Origin of the sequence: Niabella agricola, from assembly GCF_021538615.1 — a bacterium.
Classification (GTDB): domain Bacteria; phylum Bacteroidota; class Bacteroidia; order Chitinophagales; family Chitinophagaceae; genus Niabella; species Niabella agricola.
This window is the reverse complement of the sequence record NZ_JAJHIZ010000003.1, coordinates 2,618,420-2,643,552: the sequence shown is the minus strand read 5'-3', so window position 1 is coordinate 2,643,552 and position 25,133 is coordinate 2,618,420. Positions and strand designations below refer to the sequence as shown.

Below are 25,133 nucleotides of genomic sequence, written 5' to 3'. Positions count from 1 at the left end.
TCAGATGAGGATATATCGATCCGTTAGGATGTTTTTAATGATGTGCGTTCTGGTTGGGGCTGCTCCACAATCCTGGTCACAGAATGCGATCACCATAAAAGGAACCATATTGGATGCTGCCAGCCGGAATGGACTTTCCGGAGCCACGGTTGCGCTGACAAAACCCAACAGGACGCTTACACAAACGGACAGTGCCGGTAATTTTACAATAGATGTTCCATTGGGATCCGTTATTTCGGTAACGATGGTGGGTTATGAAACCAAAACGCATACGATTTCCCGTTCTTCTGGTATTGAAATTGAAATGAAGTCCAAAAGCACCAGCGAGCAGGAGGTCGTAGTGCAGGCTTTTTCACAACGGAAAAAGGAGCTTGCCACGGGTTCCACAGTACGGATTAGTGGCGAAGTCGTGCAGTCGGCACCGGTTTCAAATGTTATGGAGTTGTTGCAGGGAAGAGTGGCTGGGGTCAATATTCAAAACAACACTGGTTCTCCGGGTTCTATTGGTACCATCAATGTGCGCGGGGTATCAACCATCAGTATGAGCAGCAGCGGTTATATTACTCCAACTTCGCCCCTGTTTGTAATAGACGGGATCCCGGTAGATATCAACAGCAATTATTCCTACGGTACCCAATCCGGCCCGGATAACATCAACCCGCTGTCGCTGATTCCGCCGGAAGATATTGAATCGTTTGACTTCCTGAAGGATGCTGCGGCTATATCGCTTTATGGCTCCCGTGGCGCGTATGGAGTAGTGATTATTACGACCAAACGCGGGCGGTCCAAGGTGCCCATCGTTAGCTACCGGGTAGATATGTTTGCCCGCAAACCACCCACTTTGTTAAGAACCCTGGGGGGAATGGATGAACGGTTGATGCGTATCAATACGATGTTGAACTATGATACTACAAACATAGAAATCATAAAGGCCAATATCAACAGCAATCTGATGCTGTCCGATAGCCTCAATCCCTATTATAATAACTCCACCAACTGGCAGGACTATTTTTATCGGGCCACACTCAACCATCAGCACAACCTGCAGATCTCTGGTGGCGATAATACGTTCTCGTATAAAACGAATATCGGATATTACAAGGAAGGCGGGATTATTAAAAATACGGATTTCGAGCGGTACACATTGAGCATGCAGGCGGTATATCAACCGGTGCAACAATTCCGGCTTACGGCCAGCATATTAGGCGGGATGGGTTTCAAAGGAAACGGAAGCGGAGAAGGCGCACTACAGACCGGGGTTGCAAAGGGTGCAAGTACCTCCTCTTTATTACCACCTCCGTCTTTATATTCCGGTAATAGTGTATTATTGGATGATGACCGTAAAAATAATATCAATAAAGCCAACCAGATACAGGGAAACATCAAGCTGGAATATGAGTTTCTAAAAGGACTGCGGTTGAGCAATGCATTAAGCTATAACTATAATACCAACAATAATACCGGGTTTACTCCGGCCTGGCTTTCGGGAAACTCCTCTTACCTGAAAATGCTGGATGATAAAAATACAGAGATCTACAATCTGGCTCAATTGCAATATACCAAAGAACTGGGCGATAACACGTTTAATGTTTCGGCGTTCAACGAATTAAGATCCACCAAATTTCGGGCGGAAGCCTTGCAAGTAGGCGGCTTTGCAAACGATCAGTTACAAGGTCCCCTGGGAGGTTACTGGATGTTGAGCTCGGGTGGAACCTATGATCAGGCTGATATTGCACTAATTAAAGATGAACGATCGGTAGCCTTTGGAGGACTGTTCAGCTACAATTATAAAAGAAAATATGTGCTGGACTTGCAATATCGTACGGATGTTACCTCCGTTAACGGCCCGGCATCGGGATATTCTCACAGTCCCGGCGTTTCCGCCCGCTGGAACTTCGCAAAAGAAAAATGGCTTCAGGGTGTAAAGTGGCTGAATGAAGGTTCAATTCGCGGAAGCTGGGGTAAATCCATCATCCCGGTAGGAAACATCTTTGACGTATACGGAAAATATACGGTAGGAGGCTACTACAACAATAACCCAACCGTACATTTTGATTTTGGAAGCGTACCTAATGTCGATTTTGTGCCACAGGTTACCACTACTACCAATATGGGTATTGACCTGTCGATGTTCAATAACAAAGTAAATATTACGCTGGAAGGATATTATAAAACCACCGACAACCAGGTGGTTGAAAAATCTTTAACATCCTCCACAGCTTTTGGAAAATACAAAGTAAACGGGGCCTCCGTAGTCAATCGTGGTGTGGAGTTTACTTTAAATACCACGGTTTATCAACGTAATGACTGGAGGGCCTTTCTCAACTTTAACTTCTCCTACGATAAAGGTACGCTGGTGGCCCTGCCCGGCGGTTTAAGAGAGCAAACCCAATTTAAGAACGACGCCAATATTAGTGTGCCCGTAGTGCAGCGTGTAGGACGAAATACATTTACCAATCTTATGTTGGTAAACAAAGGTGTTTATGCAAGCGTGGCAGATGTACCGGTGAACCCCCGTACCGGTCTGCGTCTGCAATACGGTAATACCGGCACGTACTTTTTTAACGCCGGGGATCCGATTTGGGTAGATGTGAACGGAGACTATATCATTGATGACAACGACCTGGTACCGGTAGGGAACCCCATTCCCCTATACACTGCCGGCTTTAGTCCCTCGGTTCAGTATAAAAATTTCTTCCTGGATATGACGGTAACCGCCACGTTAAAACGGGATATTATTAACCTGGTATTGGCCAAACGTATTGCGGCATATATGAACCCGACTACTTCATCTGCATACCAGCCGATTGATGACCTCAACTACTGGACGCCGATAAATGGCAACCTGGAGAATGGAATGGCCGGCGCTGTATATCCCAATCCGTTTGACTATATACGGGGCAATGCCATGGGTACCCTGCGTTCCAACCAAACGCTGTTTATGGAGGATGGATCTTATGTAAAGATTAATGTAATCTCCTTAAGGTATCGCTTCAACCGCCAACTCATAGCCCGCTATGGCATGACCCAGCTGGAGCTAAAAGCGAGTGTAAATAACGTATATACATTTTCTAAATACAGTGGTATGAACCCCGAGAGTGTAACCAGCCTGGGACGGGATGTTTCCGGCGGTTATCCTAATGCCAGGGGGTATTCGCTGGGTTTAAGTGTACAATTCTAAATTTTCAGAACGATGAAACTATCTTTTTCAAATATACTGCGCCTGCTGATCCTGGTTACCTTGCTGACCGGTTGTAAAAAGTTTTTAAATATTGATCCGCCCAGTAATTTATCGGGTAACAATTTTTGGAGGACAAAAGCCGATGTAGAAGCCTTTACAAACGGTAACTATGAATTACTGCGGGAAAGCATTACCCGTCCTGATCTGACAGCCGGCGCCGGTGATGGTGAGTTTCCTTATTTTCTTTTTGAAGGCGACCTGCGCGGCGCGCCGGTGATCCGGAACACGAACTGGGACCGTACTTATATCGATTGGTTAAAAAATAACGATTTGAGGGCGTTTTTCTCCAACCCCAATGGATATTGGTATGGGATATGGAATATGACTCGTTTTTCAGTTTGGGACCAGTTTTACAAAGTGATCGGATCTGCTAATATCGCCGTGGACCGTATTCCGGATGTACCGGATGCAACCCTGGGTGGAACCGCTAAAAAACAGTATATAGCCGAAGCCGTATTTCTCCGAAATTTTGTATATTTTTTAATGGTACGCCAGTGGGGCGATGTCATTTATTATACCAAGCCCTATACGACCGAAGCCCTACCCAGAACAAAAATGGTACAGGTATTGAAAAACTGTGTGGCCGATATGAATGCGGTGTACCAGGATCTGCCCTGGACCTATGAAAACCCGGTTTATGTTGCTGTAAGAGCCATGAGAGGGTCTGCACTGGCCTTGCTGATGCATATGAATATGTGGCTGGCCGCTTTTGATGGTGCGAATGCACCCGGCTATTACCAGGAAGTGGTAAAATATGGTAAAGAACTGGTAGAACAGAATGGGGGCAACTATCAGCTGCTGCCGCTTTCACGCACTCCTGAAATTTTTAAGGGCCGGTCTAAAGAAGGATTATTCGAAATTCCACAGAACAAAAACTATAACGAATCATTTGGCTGGGGCACCTATTATGACCATACCAAGAAACCCATTCAAAATTTTACAAGCTCCAGTTACCCGTATATTTTTTACACAAAAAAGTTTATGGAGGATATATACCCTCAAAATATCAACGACAACAGGAAATCGGTTTGGTATGACGCAGGGACCATGTACAATGAGAACTATACCTTCTATATTAAAAAATTCCTGATCAGCGTGGATGAAAATAGTCCCGATAATGCTGCATTTGATGCCAGTCAAACGGTTTTTCGTTATTCTGATGCCATCCTGCTTTATGGTGAAGCCCTTGCTGAACTGGGAGAGGATGCTGAGGCGAAACGTATTACCGGCCTGGTACGGGCCCGCGCCGGAGCGCCGGAACTGGATGGAGAAGGACAGAAGCTAAAAGACCAGATCTACCTGGAGCGGTGCCGTGAACTTATGGGTGAAGGCCACTGGTGGTTCGACCTGGTAAGAACCAAGCGGATACTGAACAATCCCTACGGGTATACGGCTACCTTGTCGCAGTTTTTAAACGGTTGCTGGACCTGGCCCATCAATAAAAACGCAACTACTAATAACCCCTATCTCACATTGAATACTTACTGGCAATAAATGATTTTGATTATGAACAAGAATAGAATTCAACTGGCCATTTTCGTTTCATTGCTGCTGACTATGGCTTGTGGCAAAAAGGATTATTTTGAAGATACCGGTAAGCATGCCGGAACTTTTAACGGTACAGCATTGCAGTACCTTCAATCCAAACCTCAGTATTTTGACTCATTGGTGAAAGTGATCCGGCTGGCGGGGATGGAGCAGCAGTTTAGCGCCAATAATATTACCTTTTTTGCCCCGGCAGACTCCTCCATCCGCTCCGCGCTCAGAAAGGCCAATGAGCAATTGGACCGTATCGGAAAGCCCCGGATTACCCGGTTGGAAGAAATAGCTCCGGCAATCTGGAAAAAGCATCTTTCCAAATATCTGTTCAGTTTTGTAAAGTCCCTGAATGATTTCAGCCAGATCGATTTTGCTAACATTAACACGTATGCCGGGCAGATGTACCAATCTGCAGGCGGCGTGTCAATGAATATTGGCGCAGTTTATCAGGATGTGCTATTGCCCCGTAAGGATAATCCCAATGAGTATAATGTTATTAAATATGCGGGGGCAAGGGTGTTAACGATTTCCTACCTTACCAGCCCGTTTACTCCCAGGGACGTGGGTACCTGGCGAACAGCCAATGTTTCTTCCGTAAATATAAAACCCGTAAACGGATATGTACACCTGGTAGGAATTGTGGGGCATGACTTTGGTTTTTCGGATACGGAATTTGCTAACGATGTAGCTTACTTTAACAACTAACAACCAGAAAACAGATAAAAATGAGATTAAGACAGATAAGTTTCCTGATCTGCTTTGTTGCCATAATCGTGGGAAGCTGCAAGAAGGATGTGAAGCTGGGAGATCCTCCTTATCCACCGGGAGAGGAGCCTGCATATAAATTTGGGACGGACAGGCCGGTTCCGGCACGGGCTAATGCGGGTACATCCGTTACCTACCAGATAGCCGGCCTGAAAGAGAAAACGGGAAAATTCAAGTTTTTTATCAGCAATGTAGAGGCGGAGATAACAGCAGTAACGGATAATACCGTTACCGTTAAGGTACCTGCTACCGCCATATCCGGGAATGCTTCTATATTGATCGATGGGAATTACATATTTGGTCCTTCCATCACTATTCTTGGAGATGTTGAAATAGATCCATCCTTTTCGGTATCGGGGTCGCGGTCAAACGGACCCCTGCTGGGCCTGGAGCAGATCAACAATAACAGTCTCTACCTTTATGGGCTTTTTACAAATTATGCTGGTGTGGGTACCACACAGGTGCCGATCAGGGGTATTGTTCCCATCAATACCAACGGAGCTATTTCCGGAAGTATCGGTAATCACACACTTTCTGGAGCCATCCAGGGAAACGTCAATTTCCTAAAAAAATTAAGTACCGGGGAATACATTCTGGCAGGTGGTTTTTCTGCCTTTGATACCGTTCCTAATGTGAACGGGCTGGCGCTGCTTAGCAGTACCGGAACCCTGCAAACAAAAGTGGTAGATGTCGTAAATCCTGATCCGGTAAATGATCCTTCCGCCGGAAAAGATACGGTTTCTGCTTTGAACGCCGGCGTTAGCGGAGGTGAGGTGTTGCGGGTATTTGAAACCAATGATCAAAAGCTCATCGTGGTGGGCAATTTTGAAGGGTATATGTCTGTATTCTACGATAATTCCACCAAAAGCAGTCCTTATTTTGACAATATACTGGCTCCCGGTGCGTTTAAAATATTTTCGGACGGTACGTATGATTCTACGTTTAACTACGATTATGCAACAAAAAGAGGCAGAACCGGTCCTAACGGAAAGATCCTGGATGCCATTCAACTGCCCAATGGTGATATTATTATGGTGGGCAACTTCACCTCCTATAACGGCACAGCGGCCAATCGTATTGTGCGGTTAAGTCTAAACGACGGCAGTGTAAACACCAATTTCAGCAATCTCGGCGGAGCAGACGGTATTATCAATACCATACGTTATAATGCAAATACAGGGAAGATTTTGCTGGCCGGTACTTTCGGTAAGTATAATGGTGTACCGGCAAACGGAGTGGTAATGATCAATGCCGATGGCAGTATTGACAATAGCTTTAAATTCAAAGCAATTGAAGGCGGAATTGTAAATTTTGCGGCGCAGATCAATCATCACAATTTTATCGTCGTTTCCGGGTCGTTCACGCACTACGGAGGACAGGTGCGTCCGGGCCTGGCCATTTTAAATCCTAACGGAGACCTGGCCGCCGGCTTCAATAACTTTGGTTTGTTCAGAGGAGGGGTTAACAATGTGCTGGAAGTAGCCTCCTCTACTGGTTTGCCTACATTATTCCTGATGGGACTATTTGACCGGTTTGATAACCTTGAGGTTGGAAACTTTTTGAAATTGAATTTTAAAAACTAACAAAAGAATGCATTTACAGAAAACAATATTGAAATTAGGCGCCGGGATCTTTTGTTTTTTTCTGTTATCGGGCTGTAATAAATCCTTTGATAACCAGTTAAAAAGTTCCGATGAAAACGATCCGCCAGCGCAAAAAGTCAATAAGGTGCTTTTTGTGATGGTGGACGGCCTGGTAGGTGAACAACTCAAGGCGGTTAACCCACCGGTGATCAGTTCTGTTATCAGTAACTCGATTTATTCCTTTAATGGTATCAATAGTCAGGCCGATGACAGTGTTTCCAATGCATACGGATGGGCCAACCTGTTAACGGGCGTAAAAAGCGATAAACACCAGGTGCGAACCTCCTTTGATGCACCCAATAACCTTGCGCAATATCCTTCTCTTTTCAGCAGGATAAAATCCCTTGCTAACCGGTTAAAAACTGTTGCGGTGGCAACGGATCCTTCATTAAGCAATGCATTGATGAAGGACGCTTCAGACAATTTTGTTTTTCCGGGCAACGATGATGCAGCGAATACGAAAGCAACAGCTCTAGTAAAAGACGGCACACAGGAGCTGCTGGTGGTACAGTTTGGCGGTGTGGACGCTGCGGGGCTAACCAACGGGTACAGTGCTGCGGAGCCGTTGTATGCTGCGGCCGTTAAAAAAGTAGATGGATATATTGGACAGTTGATGGCGCAGATGAAATCGAGGCCCAATTATACTAATGAGAACTGGCTCGTGGTAATTGCTTCTAATAAGGGCAGCAATAAAAGATATGTTCCGGTTGGCTCAGCCTGGTCAGCTTTTGACGATGCCATGCACAACAATTTTATTGCATTTTATAATCCGCGGTTTCTGGCGCAATCGCTGGTAAAACCTACCGGTATTCTGCCCTATATAGGTACCGGGTATAATTTTAAAATAGGTACCACAAACATTACAAATCGCAGGGCTGTGGTAACGCTTCCTTATTCTGAAACAGCATTTGCGGCAGATAAAGAATTTACAATTCAATGTAAGGTAAAAGTACCTGCAAAAGCGGGATATTATTACCCGGGCTTTTTTGGTTTTCATGATCCCGCCAATCCTGGTAGTATCTTTTTTGCATATAATATCAATAAGGCATGGTTTAATTTGCGGTATGGTACAACATCAGCTAGTATAACCGGTGCAGAGGATGTAACAACTGAGGAGAAGTGGCATACATTCACGGGCGTAACCCGCATTACCAATGGGGTAAGAACTACATCTTTGTACGTAGATGGCCGCTTGAGCGGAACGCCGTTGAATACCACCGGGCGCGACTTTAGCACAAAATCACCCTTCGTGGCGGGGATGCTTAATTTTAATAATAATGGCGACAGCTGGTCGCCGACGCGCATGAACATCACGGATATGCGCATTTACAACACGGCTTTGTCTGAAAGCTATATCAGCAATAATTTTTGCCGCACAGATATTCCAACAACGGATCCTTATTACCAGAATTTACTCGGCTTCTGGAAGGGCGATGCGGTTTATTTCGGGCTCGACGGTAAATCCTACTTGATCAATGAGGCCCCCGGAGCATTTGGCTATCCATTGGTTTTAACAGATCCAAATCCCCGGGGCAATGTGCTAAGCTTTAATGATGTTACCGCTCAGGTATGTCCGCCGGTTACTCCTGCGCTGTATGCATTGGTCCCTGCCAGTGTTGACGTAGCCCCGTTTATCTATGCTTGGCTTGGCATTACCCCGGACGCTGCCTGGGCACTTGATGGGAAGGGCTGGATTCCGAAATATATTGATGTAGAGAATTAATAAATCATATAGAATATGAGACGATCTGTTTGGGCGTTAACGCTCGGCTTAATCATGATACTTGGATATTCCTGTAAAAAATCAACGGTGGATGTTGACAATGGCTTTGACGTGCCTAAGGACTCTGTTCACACACCGGTTACAATCGGGGATGGAACTGTTAACACCAGCAAGTATCCTCAGGCCAGGATCTTTCCGGGGCTGGTTTGCAATGAAGAACCCAGAATCAATACTACGGTTAACATGAACCTGAAGTATTTTGACATTGATCAGAATCTCCGGATTTCGGTGCCACCAGTTCCGCAGTTCAGTACCGGCTTATACGCGGCTCCCGGTGAGTTGGTGGAGGTTACAGTACCGAGCGGCATGTATTCCCTTTCCCTTCAGATTGGCGCGTGGACGGATAATCTAACAGCGTTGGGTGCTCTTGGGCCAATTAACAGAGATCCATTGATTGTATCCAAAGTACAGCTTGCTCCAGGTAAAAATCAGGTGCGGAACCTGTATGGAGGACATATTTACATCATTCCAAATGTTTCGATAGATAATCCAGTCAGCCTTGGTTTTTCAAATGTAGTTAAGTCGCCGGATTATGTGCTGGGCCAAACCAATGCTGCAGACTGGCAGACGGCCATCAGAAAGTCTTGTGTTCCCTGGTTAGAGCTACGTGGAAAATACACCATTTTTACAGTACCCCGTGAATATTGCGTTACCAGCCCGGTGCAGGATCCCGAGGCATTGCTGGCAGAGTGGGATGTGGTAATGAAGGAAGACTTTTACGGATGGCAGGGACTGAAAGAAACACCTGCAGATCCCATGGACCAGTCGCCTGTATTGCCAATGCGGATCGTGATGGACAATAATCCGGTAGTAGGGTATGGGCATAGCGGGTTTCCTATTGTAGCCTTTATGGACATGAACTGGTTTAAATTTTCTGCCGATTTAAATAAATTGAAACAGTCTAAAACATGGGGCACCCATCATGAAATAGGGCACAATAACCAGCAAGGCTGGTGGTCCTGGAGCACGTTGGGAGAAACCACTAATAATCTGTTTATTTACAAAACGGCAAAACGAAACTCGTTGACCAACCCTTCGGCCTGGCCTGCATTACATGATATCAATGCAGCGGCGGATCAGTTTGAAAACCTGTCCACTAAATTTGACCGGGCAATCGCTTTTGCTGCAGAAGGCAATGCCAGTAAGAATTTCGACGGTACAGATACCCGGATCAATGATCCGTTTGCAAGACTAACCCCGTTTTTACAGCTGTTTGAAAAAATACCTGCAAATTATAAGGGGAATGGTCGTCCGGACGGATGGGGCTTTTTTCCATATTTGTATGCACAGGCCAGGAGGGCGGTGCGTATGCCAGCCGGCGACCTTGGTAAGCATGACTTTTTTTATGAAACACTCTGTGAGTATGTAAAGGCTGATTTCCAAATGTTTTTCAACGCCTGGGGAATCCAGATCAGTGACATTGCAAAAAACAAAGTGGCTGCTAAATATGCGCCCTATCAATATGATATCTGGAACTATCAGCCGGTTCAAAAAACCGGGGGAAACAACGATATTGACTATTTGCCAACAGCATGGGCCGTAATCAACTTTAGCTCTGATCATTCAGAAGGGCGGGTAGGCAATCTGATCGACAATAACCTGACCACCTACTGGCATACCAATTATAGTCCCATCGTACCGCCGCCCCATTTTGCAGTGATCGATTTGAAACGGGCATTGTCATTTTCAAAAGTGGCAATGGCACACCGGCCCAATGGATCAGCTACCAGTAGACCAATTAAAAATATCTACATAGATTACAGTAATGATAACGTAACCTGGACACCCGTGCCGCTTGCAAACACATCGGCAGACGGAAATTATATTGTTACGCAGAACATTAACGGGCTTCAAACATTTAATCTTTCCTCACCGGTTTCGGCAAGATATGTAAGAATAAGGGTTCCCAATAAAACCGATATGTTTACTGCAGATGACCTGGCTTGTCTTGCAGAGTTTAGAGTGGTTCAATAAATTTAATTATCGATTATGGCTATTAAATATAAAATATTTCCTATTTCCATATTAACGCTTGTTATCGGGCTGTGTAGTTCCTCTTGCAAAAAGTACCCGGATAATCCCCCCTATTTCCAGGAGATTGATTCCCTGCGTTTGCCGCCGAACAGAAAGGTGCTGATCATCGGTGTGGATGGCTTTGCATCGGCGGCTACCCAGGCCATTGCTCCGGCAAAACTTACAGGAATATTACAAAAAAGTAAATACGCCTGGGACGAAATTTCGGACCGGCCTTCCAATTCTGCTACTGTTTGGAAAACGCTGACGTCCGCTGTGCAATCGTCGACACATGGTATTACTGACAGTAGTTTTGCTCCAGCCCAGAATGATGATGAACACCAGGTTATAAAGCGCTATCCCTCTATTTTCAATCTGCTGCTAAGTTCAACCAAACCCGAACTGACTACAGGGTTTATTGGCAGATGGAATAAGATCCCCGAATTATTGATTCCTGAAGTGGATGCCCCTCTGGTATTAAATACGGATCAATTGGTAAAAGATTCGCTTATCGCCCGGTTAAAGTCGGTGAAAACAGCAGATGTTACGCTTGTTCAATTCTCTGACCCGGTAGAAGCCGGAATCCAGGGTGGTTTTGACGCGAGCGCCGCACCATATAAGGCTGCTATTGAAAAGCTGGCGGGAAACCTGGATGAAATTATCAATACATTAAAAGCACGTCCGGGGTATAATAAATCCGAGGAGTGGCTGGTCATTATTACCGGAACGAACGGAGGTGTAAACAATAGTTACGGCAATGGTACAGTTCCGGAAAGAACGGTTCCCGTAATCTACTATAATGAACGGTTTAAGCCGCTGGAGTTTTCGGCACAGGGAATCAACCTGAATGTGACGCTAACGGGAAGCTCCGGAAATGTAGTGCGGGCACGCATTAATGATCCATCAAATCTAAGTATGGGTACGGGTTCTTCCGGAGCAAGAACCGTTCAATTTAAAATGCTTTCATCAACCAAGTCTCAATACCCGGTTCTTATTTCTAATTCTTCCGAAAATTTAAACTATGCCAATGGCTGGTCGGTTTATACAACCAACTCGGGATATTGGCAGCTGATCATCGGTAACCGGAAATACGAAACGGCAGCGTGGGACGTACTTGATGGTAATTGGCATACCTGTACATTCGTGTTATATGACAGCGTGGACGCAGGTGGAACGAAAAAAAGATGGATCAAAAGATTTACAGATGGTAAACGGATTCCGGATACTCAGAACAGGGATATTTCATCTTTCAATCTTGTCAATACCTTACCACTGACCCTTGGATTTGCTAACTTTACCTCAAGCGGCAATACGGGGGCGCTTCCCGTAAACTTCCAGGACATTGTGTTTTATAATACGGCATTGACAGATGCTGAGGTTACGGCCGCTAACTGTGCGGTAGGTATGAATGCCTTCCCGCAAAAAGACAAAATGATTGGTTTCTGGCCTTGTAACGATGGGTTTCAATCGCAGTTCAGTAATCTTGTGAATCCGGTACAACCCTTTGTTTTGTCCGGGAATTTTGCCTGGGCGAATCTTGGTAAAATTCACTGCTCGATGCCCAATCCTACGGCGAAGCCTGGAACGATTCAAACACAGTTCCAACTGCCAGATGTTGCGCGGCAGGTGTTTTACTGGCTTGGGGTAACAGTTCCTTCGTCCTGGGGTATCGGTGGCACTAAATGGCTGGACGCTTACGAAACGGAGTTTTACAAGCAATAGCTTCTACTTTCAAAGAAGTGGATGATTACAATCGGCGACGCCTTTCTAGAATGAGTTTATAAAAATTTAAAGAAGAACAGCTTTCCGCAGGATCAAACCGACCTGCCGGACTTTATTTGGAAAAGCCCGTTTCTGCACAGGATCATTGCAGGAGCGGGCTTTATTGCTATTTTATGGAGATCACAGTTGTCAGGTCCTGCCTGTTATAACGGCAAACAATAAGCATTTTAATTTTAATAAGTATGTCTCAGCGGTATCCCCGCCCTCGCTCCCGTATGTTTTCCTTCTTTTACGGTGATCTTCCCATTCACCAGCACATATTGAAATCCAGTGGAATAGGCATGGGGTTTTTCAAAAGTGGCGAGGTCCTGCACTTTTTCAGGATCGAAGATCACGATGTCGGCGGCCATACCTTCTTTGAGCAGCCCGCGATCGGAAAGGTTGAATTTTTGTGCGGGCAGGGAGGTCATGCGGCGGATAGCTTCTTCTAAGGAGAGCACGCGTTCATCCCGTACATATTTGCCCAGCACCCGGGCATTGGTGCCGTAGCCGCGGGGATGGGGCATGCCGGCATTCATGATGCGGATGGACGCATCGCTGGCAAACATATTATACGGATACTTCATGATGTATTTGACATCCGCTTCGCTCATGCCGTGAAAAACGGCGCTGGCACCTCCGTTCATCATAATATCGATCACCGTTAACGCTTCCTCCCGGGCCTTGTGTTTCCGGCCTTTCATCCGGTTGATCTGCTCGATGCTTTTTCCGTTATAGCTGGTATCGGGTTTGTAATAGGCCACTACGGCGTAACTAAAATGTTTTAATTTTCGTTGTTTGAGACTTTTCAGCATATCGGCGATCACATAGTTGCGGATCTCCGGCCGCTGCAGGCGCGCACGCACACTATCCTGGCCGTCTGCCAGCACTTCGCCAGGCAACAAGGTACTGATGGACGTGCTGCTGGCGGTGTACGGGTATTGGTCAATGGTTACATCAATCCCTTCCAGCCGTGCGTTTTGCACCATGGCCACGGTTTCCTTGCTGCGCCCCCAGTTTTGCTGACCGCTGAGTTTAAAATGGGAGATCTCTACGGGGATTGCAGCTTCGCGTCCGATCTGCAATGCTTCCCGGATGGCATCGGCTACCTGGTTGCCTTCACTACGCATATGAGTGGCATAAACGCCATTGTATTGGGCGGCCACCTTTGCCAATGCGATGAGCTCATCGGAGTGTGCATAGGTGCCTGGTATGTAGATGAGGCCGGTAGACAATCCCACCGCTCCATCCTTCATCGCCTGCATGGTCAGCATTTCCATTTTTTTAAGCTCTTCCGCGGATGGCCGGCGGTTGGCACGACCCAATACTGCTTTTCGCACATCATTATGCCCGATAAGAGAGGCCACGTTGATGGAGAGTTTGAGGGAATCGAGCCAACGAAAATACCGGCCGATATCCAGGTTGGAGGAACCGCAGTTTCCGGCAACCACGGTGGTAACCCCGTCGTAGATAAAGCTCTGTGCCAGGGGATCCTTGTCTTCATCGCCTTCGATATGGGTATGCACGTCGATGAATCCGGGTGCTACCACAAGTCCTTCTGCCCCGATGGTAGTGGCTGCGTGATAGTTGAGGTTTTTGCCAATGGCCAGGATCTTTCCACCAGCAACCGCAATATCTCCGTAAAACCAGTTGTTGCCGGTACCATTCATGATCTTTCCGTTCCGGATGAGTATGTCGCAGGCGGGTTGAGCCAGCGCTGGTAATGTACCCAGCAGGCCGATCGTCAGCAGTGCTATTTTGTTGAACATAGCAGGTAAGGTACAAAAAAAAGTATGAATGCCCTGGAATATAGCGATGCCGGGATGCTTTTGCTGCTGTAGCCGGCAATGGCTCTAAAACCACACCACTCTTTTAAACTACGCAAAAAATAAAGGAAGCAGTAAATTTTTACCGCTTCCTACATCAGTTATTTTCCCATGCGCTGTAAAATCAGTGCTGCTGCGCCTGCACTATGCGAGCAGCGGATCGCTGAAGGATTCCTTTCCGCTTTCTACACGCCCTGCAAATCTCCTTTCAAAATTCTTATCTCCTTTCATGAAAACAGAAAAATCGTACCAGCCAAAGCTTTTATCCAGCACCAGCGCCAGTTTGTGGGTTGCCATCGGCGGTAGCTTTCGTAAAAGCTCTTGTTGCCCGTAACTGTTATCCCTGATAATAAGTTCCTGCTGTTGCGCTGAGTAATTGCGGATGACCAGTTGTACCTGTCCGTATCGCTTTCCGCCACCGGTACCATACCTGCATTCAATAGAAAGCCGGGCTTCATCGCTGTGGCCCTTGATTACACGGTAAAAGCCGTTAGGACCAAACAGTGCCAGATGATAGTCCTTTCCTTCAAAGCCGCTCAGGGGCACCTGGTACTGCAACTCTTCTCCTGCGGCCACGGCAAAGGACCAGTTGCGATTAACGATCTTTTGCCCGTTAGTATCTGCGTAGGGAAGGTAGGCATACAGGGAGAAGGGGCTGCCCATGGACCGCTCTTTGAAAACACCGGTTGCCGCTTTCATCATTAGTTGCAGATGCCGGCCGTTGGCATCTAAATGGGCGTCTGCATACAGTTCATAGGGAATGGCGCTGGACGGCTTCAATCCCTTTTCCTGTATGAAATACTTCCGGGTTTTACTGAAGTTACTGCGAATGGCCCGGATCTCATCTGTCGATAAGGGAGATACGTCCTGCGGGATAGGGCGGTAGCGGGCTTCATCGATCCGTTGGAGATAGGCATTCCGTTCCAGGAACTCCGGCTGTTTTACTGCTTCGCCGTTATAGGGGCGGAATACGGATGAAAGATCGCCGCATACGGCCCGGCGCCAATCCGAAAGATGGGGGAGCTGCAGTTTTTTACCGGTTTTTCGGGAGGCAAACTGCTCGATGAACTGTACTACGGATGTGTGGTCGAAGACCTGCGAATTGACATAGCCTCCCCTTGACCAGGGACTGGCTACAACAAAGGGCACCCGGTAACCCAAACCGATGGCGCCTTCCCGCGCATTGGCTGGGGTTACGCCTTTGAGCCGGATCTCATCATCGAGCGTTACAAATTCTTTGTCGATACCAGTGATGCCCGCTGATACGGCCCCTGTGGCAGAATTCCGGAAGTCCGGTGCTGTGAAGGGAGGAACATGGTCAAAATAGCCGTCGTTTTCATCATAGGTGAGTATAAACACCGTCTTTTTCCAGATCTCTTCATTATGTGTAAGGATATCGAGCACTTCCGACACATACCAGGCGCCGAACCAGGGCGCAGAAGGATGGTCGGAAAAGTACTGCGGCGCTACCAGCCAGGATACGGCTGGCAGTTTTCCTTCTTTTACATCCTTTCGGAAATTGGCCAGTACATCCGATTTGGGAACCTGCATTTTCCGCGAGGTACCATGATCATCGTATTGAATGGTTTCGGTTTGATGATAGTCGGGATCGAAATCATTGGTGGCAAAAGCATTGTTATGCAGGGCCTGCTGATCACTGCTCAATGGTTCGGCCAGTTCTTTACGGCAACGTTCCAGTTCGGCCTCATAACGCTTTTTGCGTTCGCGCAATCCATTCAGTGCTCGTTTGATCTTTTGATCGTCTGGCTGCTCCATGGCTTTTTGCTCCAGTTCTGGCAGTTCTTTTTCAAAGGCAGCCAGCCGCTGTGCAATATATTGCTCATACTTCCGCGAGCGGCGTACCCGGAACCGGGTAAACCATTCCAGCGGGTTGTCTGTAAAATTGCTCAGCCAGGCCTCTGTCTCACCTTCCAAACCGGAAGGAAGGCTCAGTTCATTTTGATACACTTTCCAGGAGATATCATGCTCCTGCAGCAGCTCCGGCAGGGTCTTCCAGTCGCTTTCTGCGCTATAATCCGATTCTTCATTCCGCACCAGTGCCGGGCTTTTGGCAAGCCCGTCTTTACGGAGTGTACCCGACCAAAAGTATAACCGGTTGGGTGTGGTACCGGTAAGCGAAGAGCAGAAATGCTGGTCGCATACGGTAAATGCATCGGCCAGGGCATAATTAAACGGGATGTCTTCACGGGTATAATAACCCAGGGTCATGGGCTGTCCTTCAAAACCTTTATAGCCCGTTCTTTTGGCGATCAGCCATTGGTCGTACTGTCCGTTATTGCGCGCGTCTACCTGGTCTTTCCAGCTATGTGGTAAACCACCCATCCAGGTGATCTTTGTTTGCTGCATGTCCAGGCGAAAGGGGAGATAAGACTTCTTTTCTTTATCTGTCTGCAGCCAAACAGGATTGCCATCGGCAAGTTTCAGCACGCGTGGATCGTTAAAGCCCCGCACTCCTTTTAAGGCACCAAAGCAATGATCGAAAGAGCGGTTTTCCTGCATCAGCAGCACAATATGTTCGGCATCTTCAAACGTAGAGCCCTTGGCCGGGTTAATAGCCATGGCTTTTTGGATGGAGGCAGGAAGTACGGAGAACACCCCGGCACCGCCGGCCAGCAAACTGGTTTTTTTTAAAAAATCTCTTCTTGAAAAATCAATCGGCATATGCTTAAAGTTTCAGGATTCAGGTTCAAGGGTTGAGGTTACATATGCCTCTTAAATCTTGAACTAAAAAAACAGGTATGAGCCCTTACACAACTCATACCTGCAAAATAGCTTTTTATTTATGAATATGAAATGCGAAGGGCTATTTCAGCAGCCACATCACCTGGTTTACATCGTCCACGCCACCGTATTGAGACTGGATCGCCGCTTTGTAATTATCAGCATTGTTGTCTAATTCAGTTTGCGGATAGGTCCATCTAACCGGGAACTGGCTGCTGGGTGTATTTAAATTCGTATTGGAATTGAGTTTAAATACCGGGTATCCTGTTCTTCTAAATTCATACCATGCATTATAATCTGCCCCCTGCAGGAAGCCGGCCATATACTTTTGAGTAATGATCTGTTTGATCTGGTTTTCGGCACTGCCGCTTAGTGCTACCGTTGTGGGATAGGTAGCAATATAGTTGGCATCCATTACCACTCCGTGATTATAGTTCGAAGGGGTAAAGTTCGATAAGAAATTCATGGAACTTTGGATACCCGCTGCATAATAGCTTTGCGCAGATGTGCCGCTGATCCAGCCTCTGACGGTAGCCTCAGCCAGTATAAACTGTAACTCCCAGTGGCTGAACAGACTTACCGGCTCAGCATTATACAGATCCACGTAACGTTTATTCACGTCTGAAAACGCACCGTTGGAACGGCTTGTGGTTGTTTTGGAATAAGCATCAGAAGGCTCAATACCCAGGTAGGCATTAAAATTGTCGGCGGTGAAACCTTTCTTTTTTAAAGAATCAGAAGGCTCTGCATAATAAAATAGCCTCCGGTCATTCTTAGCCTTCAGTGAATCGATGAGGGTTGAAGATACCATTGGGTAAATGGTAAAACTGTTATTTTGTTTTGAGGTTTTACTCCAGGGGTAACTGTATCCCTTGGTATCGATGTAGGTAACGGCAAAATTATCGGTATAACTCTGCATTAAAGGACGTGCCGAAACTGTTTTGAATCGTTGAATAACATTCAGCTCATTGTCATTTGTTTTCTTATACAAATTCATCAACACGTGCAGCTGGAAGCTGTTGGCCAGTTTCCGCCATTTGGTTACATCGCCATTGTAAATAAAATCTCCCGAAAAATTTTTCCCCTTGGAGAAAGCTTCGTCTGCCTGGTCCAGTTCATTTAAAATGCCGATGAACACCGTTTTTTGCGCATCGTAAGCAGGCTTTATAATTTTTTCCGACTCTCCTTTTAATGCCTGGGAATAAGGGATATCGCCCACCTGCATGGTCAATTGAAAAAACTGCCAGGCGCGCAGAAAATGAGCCAGACCCTGGTAGGAGGCGGATATGGCCGGGTCGCCCAATGTTTGCGCATATTTAAGCATGGGGTCCACATTTCTTAACACAGTAATTCTACCAAACCCTGCCTGGCCTAAAGCATTGTATTGATACGATTCCTGATTCTCTGACCACAGGATATATTTCCCCAGCATAAACGGCTGCATAAAACTTTTGGTGCTGCTGATATCACTTGAAGTAATAGAAGTAATCATTGATGTGGCCAGCCAGTCTGCTCTTGAGTCCAGCGAGGCATTGGGGTTCGTATTGATTGCATCAAACTTTTTTGTACAGCCAAAAAGCATTAAAAAAAAGATGGTTGCAAATAATGTATGATTCATTTTCATTTTGTCGTAATTTTTAAAATCCAAGTTTAATGTTAAAGCCTACCATTCTCTGGGACGGTGCGTTCAGATCTTCCGTATCCCGGTCAGGATCAGAGAATTTAAACTTGGTGATCAATATAAGGTTCTGACCTGTTACAGATACAGAAGCCGACTTTAAGCCGCGGATCGATTTGATTGCATTTTGAGGAATGTTATAACCAATGGATACCTGGCGTAGTTTTACAAAAGATTCGCTCATTATACCATAATTACCTCCTCTGAAATTACGGGCATACGTTTGATAACCGATAGCAACATCATTGGGCGCATAGGTGCGCGTATCGCTGATGAGGTTGCCGTACTTGTCATAGCTGGCTTTTCCCGATACGATTTTTACACCGGGAGCGGTAAATGTATTGTCCTTGTTTACTACCTGGTTGTAGCGGAACTGGTTATCTGTTTCGGGGTTGGAGCCGGTGTCAAACATTTTATCCCAGATGTAATTGTACATCAAACCACCGATCCGTCCATCGATATTGATTCCGAATATAAGGTTCCCCAGGCTGAACTCATTAATAAAGCCGAAGGAGTAATTGGGATCTCCGTAGCCTATTTGCGTAGCATAAGGGTTTTTAATGGGCTTACCGCCTACATTGATGTAATCACCATTAGGGTCCCTGGCCCATTCATTGGTAGTATACACATCCAGACGTGTACCTTTTTTGTGCCAGTTATCATCTGTTGAATAAACAGAATCCAGATCTACCCAATACCGGTGATCAAATGACCAGTTGATGGTAGAATGCCATTTGAAATTCCCGGTTTTGATTACGTCGCCGTCCACAGTAATTTCCATTCCGCGCCGGGCATAGGTTTCTTTTGTATTTACCAGGGTTGAGGTGAATCCCGAAGCCCCGGAAACGGAGGCAGAAACCTGGCGGTTATAATACAGTTTAGCAAAGTATGTTGCATCTACGTGTAGTCTGCTCTTAAACAAATAAGAGGCAAGTCCCATTTCCCAGGTTCTGTTCGTACTGGGCAGCAGGTTGTCCCCTAGCAGGTTGGATGGATAGCTGTTGGATATCAAACCAAAGCTGGTTCCTGATGAAAAGGTTCTGTTCGTACTATAAACGCCCAATACGCTTTTGCTGATTGTCCACGAGCCGCGCAGCTTTAAAAGGTCTACCCAATCTGGTAACGCCAGGTATCTCGATAAGATGAAACTAAGCCCAGCAGATGGGTAAAAATAGGAACGCTGGGAAGCCTGTTGTGTAGAGGCCCAGTCATTTCTACCTGTAATGTCCAGGTAAATACCATTATCGTAGGAAAACGATGCTTTACCATACAGACCGTTGGTTTGTTTCCGGTAGTTGGAATAGCTATTGCTTATTGAGTTTACGCCTGCAGTGGTAGAAGGGGCTGCATTGGCCAGCGAGTACCAGCCGGGAATGCTTAAGCCATTAACGGTAGATGCCCCCTGAGACCGGTCAACATAATAATAAATGCTTCCGCCCGCTAATGCATTTACGCCAAACTTTCCAAAAGTCTTATCGTAGGTGAGTATCAGATCGTTGTTGGTGCTAAATCCCCAATCCAGGTTATTTCTGAATAGCCCGGCAGCTACGAATCCACCTCTGTCTGAATTGATATTTGCCGGATTGCGCTGGGTGATCTCGTTGCTGTAATAGTCATACCCGGTCCGGAACATCAACTTAAGGTTCTGGTTAAAGTTATAATTGGCCGTAAGGCTGGCGTTTAATTTGTTATTTTGACTTCCGAGCAGCTTCTCATAGGCAATTAAATAGGGGTTATCATACCAGGCGTCATATAACCAGTTTTGTTTTAAGTTAGGTGTTACCCAGTAGTCTCTGTATTGTCTGAGGTCGTAATCGGGCCCGGTCCACATCAGCAGTTGATATAAATAACCCTGATCACCGTAGCCGCCACCGATATTTTGCGGTGATTGCTCCCAGGTGTATCCCATCGATGCATTAAGGTCAAATTTTTTGCCCAGCTTCATCTGGCCGCTCATGGTAGAGTTGATGATCTTAAGCGTTGCGTTTGGCCATTCCCCTTTGTTATAAATATAATTTAAGCCGGCTCTGAAGAAGCCATTCTCTCCGCTTTGTGTTACACTGATGTTGTTATTGCTGATAATACCGGTTTCCAGGAAATTTTTCAGGTTGTTCCGGCCACTCGAAACCAGCGGCATCATTTCAGTTTTTTTTGTAATTGGGTTCCACTGCATGGCACTGTCTCCAACGTCCAGTTTTGGTCCCCATACATAGTCTGTGGCAATTTTTCCATCAAGTCCATGTCCGTAAGAGGTTTGAACCTTGGGGATCGATACATAGCCAAGGGCGAACATATTGTTGGAGTTAATGTCAATTGCAAATCGTTTTCCCTTTCCTTGTTTGGTAGTGATCATGATGGCGCCCGCTCCTCCCCGGCTTCCATATAAAGCAGAGGCCGTTGCCCCTTTTAATACATCGATACTTTCAATATCGTCTGTCGGAATATCCCTTAATGACATATTTCCGTAGGGTACGCCATTGATAACAAGGAGGGGAGATTCACCTCTTAACTGAACGGCTGGTGTTTTATTAAATTCAGTAGAGTTTTTGACAACCAAACCGGAAACCATACCCGTCAGCGATGTTCCCAGGTCCACGCCTTTTACGGTTTGAACAGCGGTGCCGCCTACTTTTTGCGTGGCATAACCCAGGGCTTTTTCCTGCCGTTTAATACCCAGCGCGGTTACCACTACTTCTTCCAGGGCACGGTTGGCTTCTTCAAAAACCACGTTGATGGTTTGCTGACTGTTTACTTTTATCACCTGGGATGTATAGCCTACATAACTGAAGGTAAGCTCGTCAAACTCGTCTACCTCAATGCTGTACTCTCCTTTATCGTTGGTAATGGTGGCCTTGCCCTTGTTGGAGGAAACAGTAGCTCCGGAAACCGGTTCCCCTTTGGCGTTGGTTACTGTTCCTTTAACCAGGATGTCTTTTTTGATATCGGCTTTTTCACGGATCACGATCAAATTATCGCTCATTTGCTGATATTCGAGCCCTGTTCCATTAAGAATCCTGGGCAGCAAGGAAAGCACAGGCGTATTTTGTACCTTAATATTTACCATACCGGTTTCGTCAACAAGCTTGTTGCTGAACACGAAACGGTAGTCAGTCTTTTTCTGAATGGTCTTTAAAATGGTCGACAGCCGGGCATTTTCCAGCTGGAGTGAAACCGATTCCTGGCCGTAGCCGGAAGAAGCCGCAACCTGAGATGCCGTCGCCAGCATCAGGGCAAGACATAATTTCATAAACAACAGTTTTTTGAGCAGCCGCCGGGGCCACTCATTCGCGTAAGCACATTTTTTCATACTTTTATTTTAGTTTTTAGTAAACGAGTGGAAGGGCTCTGCTCCTTCCATTTTCCTTGGGGGAAATGGCCGCAATCCGTTTCTCCCTTTTTGCTGGTCTGATTTTAATATTGCATTTGTATTATTTATAAATAGTGATTTGATTTCCGTCCTTTTTAAAGGAGAAGGCATATGAAAGCTGTAAAGCTTTTAGCACTTCTTCAATGGCTTCGTGCCGGAATGTAGCGGTATAACGATAATGTGCTACATCGCTGTTGGTAATGGCAATCGTTACATTATATTCCCGTTCCAGGATGTTCTTAATTTCCAGCAACGGTTGATTTTCAAAAATCAGGAGGTCGTTTACCCAGGCCGTTTCAATATTCTGGTTGGAATCATGATAGGAAAGGGGTATTACTTCGGGTTTTGCCGCCACCTTTACTGACAGGCTGTCCGGGGCATTCATAACGAATTTCTGGTTTACCTGCAGCGTTTTATAAACAACATCGTCATTTCCCTGCGGAAGCAGGATCTGTACCTTGCCTTCCAGTAGAGAAGTTTCGCTGTACCGGTCGTTGGTATAGGCCTTTACATTAAACCGGGTACCAACCGCTTTGATCTTGTATTGCGCTACATGGACAATAAAAGGCAACGCTTTGTTATGCGCCACATCAAACAGGGCTTCCCCCGTCAGGTATACGTTCCGGTCCTGTTTCCCGAAGGTGGGTGACACCTGTAATTGGGTACCTGCATTCAGCAATATTTTGGTACTGTCTGGCAAAAAAATAGTTTTTCGTTCGCCGGGCTGCGACCGGGCGGTTTCACCGGAGCCGGCATTGGTTTTAACGGGCGTAGGTAGCGATGTTCCGGACTTTCCCGGCCGATAAGGCAGGTAGATACCTGCGGTAACCAAAAACAAGAGGCAGGCGGCAACGGCCGCCCACTTTTTCCAGTTGCGGAACCGGGTGCGTACAGGTTGTTCCTTAAAGGCCCCGATGTACTTACCGGAAGCTACATACAGCGCATGTTCGGGGGAATCGTCGGTGGCGGACAGTTCATTTTGTTTTTTTTGCAGCATGTATCTTAATCCCAGTACCAGTTTGCGGGCTTCTTCAATGGTAATCAGCGCTTCGGGGTGTTTTAACAGATAGTCATCCCAGCGCGCAATGTCTGCGGCATTCGTCCGCGTACAATAAGCGATAAAGGAATCATCAATGACAAGCTCTTCTACGGTATATGTCATATTCGTAAGGCCGGTTTTTATTACAGACGACAGCGCTTACAAAATCTAACCGCTTTTTTTAACTTTTTTTTATGGAAGCAGGCAAAGCATAAAATTGACCAGCCGTTCCAGCACGGCATCTTTTTTAAGATGTTGTCTCAGGTGCTGGATTCCTTTTGAAAGGTTGTTGTAAACCGTTTGGTGGGTAAGGCCGGTCAGTGCTACAATTTTTTCGGTGGAATAGCCCTGGTAGTATTTCATATAGATTACCCGGCGGAACCGTGCAGGCAATTTTTTATAGGCCGAAGCGATGTGATGGATCAGGGCGGTATCCGTTTCCAGTTTTTCAATGATTTCCTGTGTGGAGGGCAGGTTAAAAGATTCGATCTCCAGGTAACTGCCCTTGCGCTGCTGGCTCCGGTGCAGATCGATGAGTTTTCGCTTAAAAGCGGTTACCAGGTAAGCTTCCGGATGTTGAATGGTATCCGGCGGTATGTTCTTTTGCAGGAGGTCCAGGAAAAACTGATGTACAATGTCTTCGGCTTCCTGTATGGTATACCCAAAATGACAGGCAATGGCTTGCAGCTTGGCTTTAAACGCAGTATACCAGGAATCGATCAAAAGCATAAATCAAACTTACGCGAATAATTGATAAAAGCACGATTAGGCTTTTAAGTTATTATTAATTGTTTGGAAGCAAGCAACTTATAATGAGAGCCCCCTTATGTTGAAGCATCCGGATTTAGATATTATCTGGAAACAGGTCAATACTCCAGTTCCTCATCCCCGGTTAATCCTTCCTTCCACATAGGTGGCGGCAGCAACCCGAGTTTGAACCGCTCGTAGGATTTTTTGATGTACTCGTGAAAGGTATAATCATTAACCCGGTTGGTAAAAAGGTAGCTGGGTTGGTACAACGCTATAAAATTGTTGATGATGCTGTCCTCTGTCATGCCGGTAATCCGGCGGATGAGGGCCTTGCTGAACCGGTATCGGATATAGGCTTCCTGCTCGTCTGCAATCAGTTTGTCGCGAAACCGCGTCAGCTTCCGGGTGCGTCCAAACCGGAAAGCATTGATGATCCCATCCAGGTCAAAGGCGGCACCAAATCCATCGGTTACCGACATGGTAGAAAGCCCCGGTTTCTGAAAATCAAAGTACTTCCGGTACGTTTCCCGGTTTTCAAGAGAGTCCAGCCGGTAATCCCGGTTCCGCACCTTCACCTCGGGGAGGTCTGGAATGCTGATGCGCAGTGAAATATCAAATGCATAGGGCATGGTAATGCCGGATACAGGAAATTTCCGGGTTGGCTTGTTGAGGTAGCTGAACCAGATAGAATCCTGCGGGCGAACCTGTATGCTGTAGCTACCATCCGCGCCGGTCATGGTACCAGCTCCCGAACTGGTCAGCACAGAAACCAGCGGTACCGGGGTCCGGCCCAGACTGTCGTAAACATTTCCCTTGATCTGTACCTGGGCTTCTGTGGAAAGAAATGCGGGAAGCAGCCCCAATAAAAATATGGCTTTTAATACATTCAATTCTTATAATTAAGACAATTGCGCTTACTTGTTGGTTGGACGGCAAAGCACGGAAAGAATTTGCAAAAACTATGGTAAAGTAGCGAAAATTAGATG

General features: G+C 46.3%; 14 protein-coding genes. 7 read left to right on the top strand and 7 right to left on the bottom strand.

The window, feature by feature from the left end; genetic code table 11:
- Window positions 1-4: 4 nt before the first annotated feature.
- Genes LL912_RS16500 through LL912_RS16470 form a run of 7 tightly spaced genes read left to right on the top strand, consistent with a single transcriptional unit; the run spans window position 5 to window position 12,706 of the window.
- Window positions 5-3,181, top strand: coding sequence for a SusC/RagA family TonB-linked outer membrane protein (locus LL912_RS16500; RefSeq protein WP_235554682.1), 3,177 nt, complete (start codon window positions 5-7; stop codon window positions 3,179-3,181).
- A gap of 12 nt (window positions 3,182-3,193) precedes the next feature.
- Entirely contained in the window at window positions 3,194-4,735 is a 1,542-nt protein-coding gene (locus tag LL912_RS16495; RefSeq protein WP_235554681.1) for a RagB/SusD family nutrient uptake outer membrane protein, read from the top strand.
- Window positions 4,736-4,747: 12 nt separating this feature from the next.
- Window positions 4,748-5,485 carry a hypothetical protein gene (locus LL912_RS16490; protein ID WP_235554680.1) on the top strand — a complete coding sequence of 246 codons (738 nt, stop codon included), beginning with the start codon at window positions 4,748-4,750 and terminating at the stop codon, window positions 5,483-5,485.
- Between the two features lie 20 nt (window positions 5,486-5,505).
- Window positions 5,506-7,128, top strand: coding sequence for a DUF5008 domain-containing protein (locus LL912_RS16485; protein WP_235554679.1), 1,623 nt, complete (start codon window positions 5,506-5,508; stop codon window positions 7,126-7,128).
- A 7-nt stretch (window positions 7,129-7,135) separates the two neighbouring features.
- Entirely contained in the window at window positions 7,136-8,911 is a 1,776-nt protein-coding gene (locus tag LL912_RS16480; protein ID WP_235554678.1) for a LamG-like jellyroll fold domain-containing protein, read from the top strand.
- A 15-nt stretch (window positions 8,912-8,926) separates the two neighbouring features.
- The gene (locus LL912_RS16475; protein WP_235554677.1) at window positions 8,927-10,945 is read left to right on the top strand and encodes a M60 family metallopeptidase; all 2,019 of its coding nucleotides are present in this window, start codon (window positions 8,927-8,929) and stop codon (window positions 10,943-10,945) included.
- 15 nt (window positions 10,946-10,960) lie between these two features.
- Window positions 10,961-12,706: a DUF4983 domain-containing protein gene (locus tag LL912_RS16470; protein ID WP_235554676.1), complete on the top strand. Its 1,746-nt coding sequence runs from the start codon at window positions 10,961-10,963 to the stop codon at window positions 12,704-12,706.
- Window positions 12,707-12,939: 233 nt separating this feature from the next.
- On the opposite strand, the gene LL912_RS16465 is transcribed toward LL912_RS16470, so the two are convergent.
- The 7 genes from LL912_RS16465 to LL912_RS16435 form a co-directional block, all read right to left on the bottom strand.
- Window positions 12,940-14,514: an N-acyl-D-amino-acid deacylase family protein gene (locus tag LL912_RS16465; protein WP_235554675.1), complete on the bottom strand. Its 1,575-nt coding sequence runs from the start codon at window positions 14,512-14,514 to the stop codon at window positions 12,940-12,942.
- 201 nt (window positions 14,515-14,715) lie between these two features.
- Window positions 14,716-17,253 (bottom strand): phosphocholine-specific phospholipase C, encoded by a 2,538-nt coding sequence (locus LL912_RS16460; protein WP_235554674.1) that lies wholly within the window; start codon window positions 17,251-17,253, stop codon window positions 14,716-14,718.
- Between the two features lie 142 nt (window positions 17,254-17,395).
- Window positions 17,396-18,937 carry a SusD/RagB family nutrient-binding outer membrane lipoprotein gene (locus LL912_RS16455; RefSeq protein ID WP_235554673.1) on the bottom strand — a complete coding sequence of 514 codons (1,542 nt, stop codon included), beginning with the start codon at window positions 18,935-18,937 and terminating at the stop codon, window positions 17,396-17,398.
- A 13-nt stretch (window positions 18,938-18,950) separates the two neighbouring features.
- Window positions 18,951-22,238: a SusC/RagA family TonB-linked outer membrane protein gene (locus LL912_RS16450; RefSeq protein WP_235554672.1), complete on the bottom strand. Its 3,288-nt coding sequence runs from the start codon at window positions 22,236-22,238 to the stop codon at window positions 18,951-18,953.
- A 181-nt stretch (window positions 22,239-22,419) separates the two neighbouring features.
- Window positions 22,420-23,520, bottom strand: coding sequence for a FecR family protein (locus LL912_RS16445; RefSeq protein WP_235554671.1), 1,101 nt, complete (start codon window positions 23,518-23,520; stop codon window positions 22,420-22,422).
- Window positions 23,521-23,589: 69 nt separating this feature from the next.
- The gene (locus LL912_RS16440; protein WP_235554670.1) at window positions 23,590-24,126 is read right to left on the bottom strand and encodes an RNA polymerase sigma factor; all 537 of its coding nucleotides are present in this window, start codon (window positions 24,124-24,126) and stop codon (window positions 23,590-23,592) included.
- Between the two features lie 137 nt (window positions 24,127-24,263).
- Entirely contained in the window at window positions 24,264-25,037 is a 774-nt protein-coding gene (locus tag LL912_RS16435; RefSeq protein WP_235554669.1) for a carboxypeptidase-like regulatory domain-containing protein, read from the bottom strand.
- Window positions 25,038-25,133: the final 96 nt, after the last annotated feature.